The sequence below is a fragment of the Stenotrophomonas sp. YIM B13575 genome (assembly GCF_042787595.1).
In the GTDB taxonomy this organism is placed as follows: Bacteria; Pseudomonadota; Gammaproteobacteria; order Xanthomonadales; family Xanthomonadaceae; genus Stenotrophomonas; species Stenotrophomonas lactitubi_B.
In genome coordinates this window covers 1-6,604 of sequence record NZ_JBHZOP010000131.1, presented here as the reverse complement: position 1 = coordinate 6,604, position 6,604 = coordinate 1, and the positions used below count along the sequence as shown (strand labels likewise).

Below are 6,604 nucleotides of genomic sequence, written 5' to 3'. Positions count from 1 at the left end.
GGTGTCGGATTGCGGGGTGTCAGCCGCATGGATGCGGCTGCCAAGCCTACAGGGACGTACTTGCGGCGTCCCCGCAATCCGACACCGCCCCGCCAACCCAACAGAAACCCAGAGCCGACGCTTCGTCCGTTGCCGTTGCAGTTGCCGTCGCTTCTGCGGGCGCCGGGCTGCAAGCCCGGCACCCACCGAGAACCTCAACAGCAGCGACCACCGTTGCGCCCGCCATACCGCGCTTCCTGCCGCTCGCGGAAGAACGTCTTGTAGTCCATCGGCTCGCGGTCCGGATGCTTCTCCCGCACATGCCGCACATAGTTGTCGTAGTCGGGAATGCCGCAGCACAGCCGTGCCGTCTGCACCAGGCGTCGCCACAGGCGGCGATGCGCCTGGTACTGCCCCACCGGAACCAGTTGCGTACTCATTACAGGTCCACCATTTCGTGCGGCTTGAGGGCCACGTACGGGGTCTCGCGGTCGCTGCGCTGCGGATTGCGGCGCGCCGCCACGATCGTCTTGATCGAATACACCAGCACCGACGCCACCACCAGCAGGAACAGCGCAGTCAAGCCGGTGTTGACGTAGGCGTTGACCACGATCTGCTGCATCTGTGCGACCGACTTCGCCGGTGCGGTGATGGTGCCGCTGGCCAGGGCGTCCTGGAACTTGTGTGCCTGGGCCAGGAAGCCCTGCGCCGGGTTGCTGTCGAAGATCTTGATGAAGCCGGCATAGGTGGTGCAGATCAGCAGCCACACTGCAGGCACCGCAGTGACCCACGCGTAACGGTCACGCTTCATCTTGAACAGCACCACCGTGCCCAGCATCAGCGCGATGCCTGCCAGCATCTGGTTGGAGATGCCGAACAACGGCCACAACGTCTGGATGCCGCCGAACGGATCGACCACGCCGGTGTACAGCAGGTAGCCCCACAGCGCCACGCAGCCGGCAGTACCGATGATGTTCGCGGTCCACGACTCGGTCTTCTTCAGTGCAGGAATGAAGTTGCCGAGCAGGTCCTGCAGCATGAAGCGACCGGCACGGGTACCCGCATCCACAGCGGTGAGGATGAACAGTGCTTCGAACAGGATGGCGAAGTGGTACCAGAACGCCATCATCGCGTCGCTGCTGCTGGGGATCGCCTCATGCAGGATCTGCGCGATGCCCACCGCCAGCGTCGGCGCACCACCGGCACGATGCAGGATGGTCGGTTCACCGATCGCTGCGGCCGTGGCCGTCAGCTGTTCGGGGGTGATGGTGAAGCCCCAGGTATTGGTGATGTAGTGCGCGGCCGAGGCCGCGTCGGCACCGATTACCGCCGCCGGGCTGTTCATGGCGAAGTAGATGCCCGGATCGATGATCGAGGCGGCCACCAGTGCCATCACCGCTACGAACGACTCCATCAACATGCCGCCGTAGCCGATGTAGCGCATGTGCGCTTCATTGGCCAGCAGCTTCGGTGTGGTACCCGAAGAGATCAGTGCATGGAAGCCCGACACCGCGCCGCAGGCGATGGTGATGAACAGGAACGGGAACATCCCGCCCTTCCACACCGGGCCGTCGCCGCTGGCAGCGAACTGGGTCAGCGCCGGCATCTTCAGTTCCGGCATCACCACCAGGATGCCGATGGCCAGCGCGATGATCGTGCCGATCTTCAGGAAGGTCGACAGGTAATCGCGGGGGGCCAGCAGCAGCCACACCGGCAGCACCGAGGCGACGAAGCCGTAGCCGATCAGCATCCAGGTGATCTGGGTGCCGGTGAAGGTGAAGGCTGGGCCCCAGGTCGGGTCTGCCGCCACCTTGCCACCGAACCAGATCGCGGCCAGCAGCAGCACCAGGCCCACCACCGAGATCTCACCGATCTTGCCCGGCCGGATGTAGCGCATGTACACGCCCATCAGGATCGCGATGGGCATCGTGGCGATCACCGTGAACATGCCCCACGGGCTTTCCGCCAGCGCCTTGACCACCACCATCGCCAGCACGGCCAGGATGATGATCATGATCAGGAAGGCACCGAACAAGGCGATGGTACCGGGCACCTGGCCCATCTCCTCGCGCACCAGGTCACCCAGTGAGCGGCCGTTGCGGCGGCTGGACAGGAACAGCACCATGAAGTCCTGCACCGCGCCGGCCAGCACCACGCCGACCACCAGCCACAGCAGGCCGGGCAGGTAGCCCATCTGCGCGGCCAACACCGGGCCGACCAGCGGACCAGCACCGGCAATGGCGGCGAAGTGGTGGCCGAACAGCACGTGCTTGTTGGTCGGCACGTAATCCAGGCCATCGTTGTTGATCACCGCCGGGGTGGCCCGGGTCGGATCGAGCTGCATCACCTTGTCGGCGATGAACAGGCTGTAGAAGCGGTAGGCGACCAGGTACAGCGATACCGCCGCCACCACGATCCACAACGCGTTGATGTGCTCACCGCGCCGCAGCGCCACCGTACCCAGGCAGAACGCGCCGAGCAGGGCGAGGGCCGCCCAGCCTATTTTGGAAAAACCTTTCATGAGGTGCTCTCTCCCGGAAAGACAGGCAAAGAGTCCCGCGTGCCCCTGGCAGGGTCAATGTGCACGGGACCATTCTGCGGTAGTACTTTGGTCGTACATGGGTGTGGCAGGTGGCGATGTTTCCTCGCTGCCCACAACGCAGGCGGTGCCGGCGTGCGGACATGACGCGCGGCGAACACCAGGGATGGAACAATCGGTTGCGACGGCATCCATTGGCGTTGCGCGCTGCAGCGTCCATTTTTACCGGCATCCATCCAACAGGAGTCACCATGAGCCTTCCCGAGCCGGTCCGCGTCCTGCGCACCATCCGTGGCATGCCCACCTCCGACGGTGCCGGTGTTCGCCTGACCCGGGTCATCGGCGGCCCGTCGCTGCCCGACCTCGATCCGTTCCTGCTGCTCGATGAATTCGGCACCGATCGCGCCGAGGACTACATCGCCGGTTTCCCGGAGCATCCGCATCGTGGTTTCGAGACCGTTACCTACATGCTCGATGGCCGCATGCGGCATCGCGACAATCACGGCAACGAAGGCCTGCTGACCCCGGGCAGCGTGCAGTGGATGACCGCCGGCCGTGGCCTGGTGCATTCGGAGATGCCCGAGCAGGAAAGCGGGCAGATGCGCGGCTTCCAGTTGTGGGTGAACCTGCCGGCGCGCGACAAGATGACCGCGCCGAAGTACCAGGAATTCGCTCCGGAAAAGATTCCGGTGGTGCGGCCGGCCGAAGGCGTGCAGGTCAAGGTGATCGCCGGCACGGTCGATGGCACGGCGGGCCCGATCGCGCAGCCCGCCACCGATCCGCTGTACCTGGATATCGAACTGGCCGCCGACCGCGCCTGGACGTATGTGCTGCCGGAAGGCCACAACGCGTTCGTCTATGTGTTCGAAGGCGGGCTGACGGTGGGTGAGCAGGATGCTGCGCGCGACGTGGCACGGCAGGAACTGGCGGTGCTGGGCGGCGGCGAGCAGCTGCATCTGTCGGCAGGTGCTGACGGTGCGCGGTTGATCCTGGTGGCGGGTCGACCGCTGCGCGAGCCGGTGATGCGCCACGGCCCGTTCGTGATGAACACCCGCGAAGAACTGATGCAGGCTTTCGTTGATTTCCAGGAAGGCAGGTTCTGAGCGGTAGCGCCGGGCCATGCCCGGCGGATGCCGGGTGTGCCGGATCCTGCGGGGACGCTGCCAAGCAGTCATCCCCGCACCCTCTCAGCGGCCGTCGGCCACGGCAGACGGCGTCAGGTTCATGCCCTGCGCAAGCTGCTGCAGCGTGCCCAGTTCCTGCGAACTGTCAGGATACAGCGCGATCTGCGCGTAGCGGCCCTTGTCCAGCTTGACCACGCTGATGCGGCGCTCGGCATAGCCCGGCGGCTGCTGGCCGCCAAGATCCGGCTGGTACCAGTACATCGATTCACCGGCAAAGCTGCCCTTTTCCTGGCGCAGCGAGCGGGTCAGCGGAATGCCCGGATCGCGCTGGCTGAGCATCAGGCTCAGCACTTCACGACCATCACTGGTGGCCGCGCGGCAGACCAGGAAACCGGACTGTGCCTGCTGCTGCCATTGCAGGCCGCTGCTGGCGGGCAACGAAGGGCATTCGACCGGGGCCTGCGCGCAGGCAGACGCCGCAACGAACAGCAGGCTCGACAAAACAACAGGCGCGAACTTCATGCATCCCCCAAGGTGGCGTGTCGTTGGCACCGCCGGCGTCACCGGCGGCCGAGGCATCCCATCCCCGGATGCCGTCCTGCCCGGCACAAGCACGGGCGGATGACCAGACCTTAACGGAACGTGAGCGATCGCACAAATCGCGGTTACATCCGTAACCATTGCGGCCGGAGCGCGGCCGCAATGGCACGGTCACGGCTCAGCGGTCGTTGCCGATCCACTTGTAGATGATGCCGCCGATCGCACCGCCCAGCAGCGGGGCGACCCAGAACAGCCACAGCTGGCCGGTGGCGCCGCTGCCGGCGAAGAAGGCCACCGCCGTGGAGCGGGCCGGGTTCACCGAGGTATTGGTGACCGGAATGCTGATCAGGTGGATCAGGGTCAGGGCCAGACCGATGGCCAGCGGCGCGAAGCCCGCCGGCGCCTTGCCATGGGTCGCGCCCATGATCACGATCAGGAACACCGCCGTGAGCACCACTTCGCACAGGAACGCGGCTGCCACGCTGTAGCCACCGGGCGACAGCGCACCATAGCCGTTGCTGGCGAACGCACCGGCCTGGCTGCCATCAATGGCGAAGCCGCTGGCACCGGAGGCGATCTGCAGCAGGATGAAGCCGGCCAGCAGGCCGCCGGCCACCTGGGCGATGATGTAGGGCAGCAGATCCTTGGTCGGGAAGCGGCCGCCAGCCCACAGCCCGACGCTGACTGCCGGGTTGAAGTGCGCGCCGGAGATATGGCCGAACGCATAGGCGCCGGTCACCACGGTCAGGCCGAAGGCAAGCGCCACGCCGAGGAAACCGATACCCAGCGGATTGCCGTCGCCACCGAACTTGGCGGCGAGCACGGCACTGCCACAGCCACCCAGAACCAGCCAGAACGTGCCGAGGAACTCGGCGGACAAGCGTTTACCCATGCTCATGTGTTGCACTCCTTTGACGGTCGAAAGTGTGATTTATGTCACATTTCAGTGATCAGCGGGTGACTGTAGCGTCAACGCCGGGTGCAGGGATACACCCTCGGATGTGTGCAACACGCGATGCTCAATGCTCGGGCAGGGGAATGAATTCCTTGTCGTCGCCGGGAATGGTGCCGAAACGCCCGGCTTCCCAGTCGTGCTTGGCCTGCTCGATGCGTTCCTTCGAGCTGGACACGAAGTTCCACCACAGATGGCGCGGCCCATCCAGCGGCTCGCCGCCGAACAGCATCGCCTTTACCGGCGTCTTCGCGCGCAGGCGGCCACGCGCACCGGCTTCGGGAATCACCAGGTGCTGGGCGGGAATGTCCACGCCATCCAGTTGCGCTTCGCCTTCGAGGATGTACAGCGCACGCTCGCGGTGACCGTCATCGATGTCGATCTCTGCATCCGGGTCGAGATCGATCGCCACGTTGAGCGTATCGGCGAACACCTTGACCGGCGACTCCTCGCCATAGGCGCGTCCGGCGATCACCCGCAGCCAGGCGCCGTTGCGACGCTGCTCGGGCAGCGTGGCGGCCGCGTGGTGGTAGAACGCCGGTTCGATTTCCTCATGCGACTTCGGCAACGCCACCCAGGTCTGCATACCGTGGATCGGGTTGTCGTGGTCGCGGTCCGGTTGTGGCGTGCGCTCGGAATGGGCGATGCCGCGGCCGGCGGTCATCCAGTTGACGTCACCGGGGCGGATCACCTGGTCCGAACCCAGCGTGTCGCGGTGGCCGATGGCGCCCGACCACAGGTAGGTGACGGTGGCCAGGCCGATATGCGGATGCGGGCGCACGTCGATGGCCGTACCGGGGTGCATGAGTGCCGGGCCCATCTGGTCGACGAACACGAACGAGCCGATGCTGCGGGCCTGCAGGGTGGGCACTGCACGGCGCACTTCCAGGCCGCCGATGTCGTGTACGCGCGGGGCGATGATGGTGGTCATGCGGGCGTTCTCGCTGGCAGGGATCAAGGCGGTCAGGATCGCATGCTGTCGTTACGGTGACATTCCCCGTTCGGGTAACAGGTTGTTCCAGCCAACGGCGCAGCCCCTCGTGGCTGTTGGTTGGTTGGTTGCGTAAGGCAGAAGCAAATTCAAAAGCCGCGCTTGGCCGGGCGGGGTGGGTTCGCGGGGGACGCCGTGAATCCGTCCCTGGAGGCTCGATGGCGCCATCCATGGCGCCAACGGTCCTGCGCAACCCACCCGCCCGACCTCTGAAAGTTTCCGTGTGCCGTCCAGCCACGGAGAAGAAAAAAGAAAATCAAAATCAAATGCTGGTCGCTTCGCTCGCATCCACGCATGGCGTGGATCAAGCGTGTCGACCAAGGTCGACACCTACCAGCAATCGCAGTTCACTGACCGTCACCGGGAAACTGTCAGGGGTGGGGCGATGTGGGTTGGCAGGACCGTTGGCGCCATGGATGGCGCCATCGAGCCCCCAGGGATGGGTTTACGGCGTGTCCTGCCAACCCACACCGCCCCAC

General features: G+C 65.4%; 6 protein-coding genes. 1 reads left to right on the top strand and 5 read right to left on the bottom strand.

Going from position 1 to position 6,604, the window contains the following annotated elements:
• Nucleotides 1-194: 194 nt before the first annotated feature.
• A complete protein-coding gene (locus tag ACFX4F_RS18180) occupies nt 195-419 on the bottom strand; it encodes a YbdD/YjiX family protein (RefSeq protein ID WP_089236433.1) in 225 nt (74 codons plus the stop codon).
• Nucleotides 419-2,500 (bottom strand): carbon starvation CstA family protein, encoded by a 2,082-nt coding sequence (locus ACFX4F_RS18175; protein ID WP_100553209.1) that lies wholly within the window; start codon nt 2,498-2,500, stop codon nt 419-421. Before ACFX4F_RS18175 ends, ACFX4F_RS18180 begins: the two co-directional genes overlap by 1 nt.
• A gap of 269 nt (nt 2,501-2,769) precedes the next feature.
• Between ACFX4F_RS18175 and ACFX4F_RS18170 the strand changes: the two genes are divergently transcribed.
• Nucleotides 2,770-3,621, top strand: coding sequence for a pirin family protein (locus ACFX4F_RS18170; RefSeq protein WP_380657630.1), 852 nt, complete (start codon nt 2,770-2,772; stop codon nt 3,619-3,621).
• A gap of 84 nt (nt 3,622-3,705) precedes the next feature.
• Here ACFX4F_RS18170 and ACFX4F_RS18165 read toward each other — a convergent pair whose 3' ends face one another.
• From ACFX4F_RS18165 to ACFX4F_RS18155, 3 genes are all read right to left on the bottom strand, one after another.
• Entirely contained in the window at nt 3,706-4,164 is a 459-nt protein-coding gene (locus tag ACFX4F_RS18165; RefSeq protein WP_099818930.1) for a hypothetical protein, read from the bottom strand.
• Between the two features lie 196 nt (nt 4,165-4,360).
• A complete protein-coding gene (aqpZ, locus tag ACFX4F_RS18160; protein WP_089236428.1) occupies nt 4,361-5,080 on the bottom strand; it encodes an aquaporin Z in 720 nt (239 codons plus the stop codon).
• Nucleotides 5,081-5,201: 121 nt separating this feature from the next.
• Entirely contained in the window at nt 5,202-6,065 is an 864-nt protein-coding gene (locus ACFX4F_RS18155) for a pirin family protein (RefSeq protein ID WP_099818932.1), read from the bottom strand.
• Nucleotides 6,066-6,604: the final 539 nt, after the last annotated feature.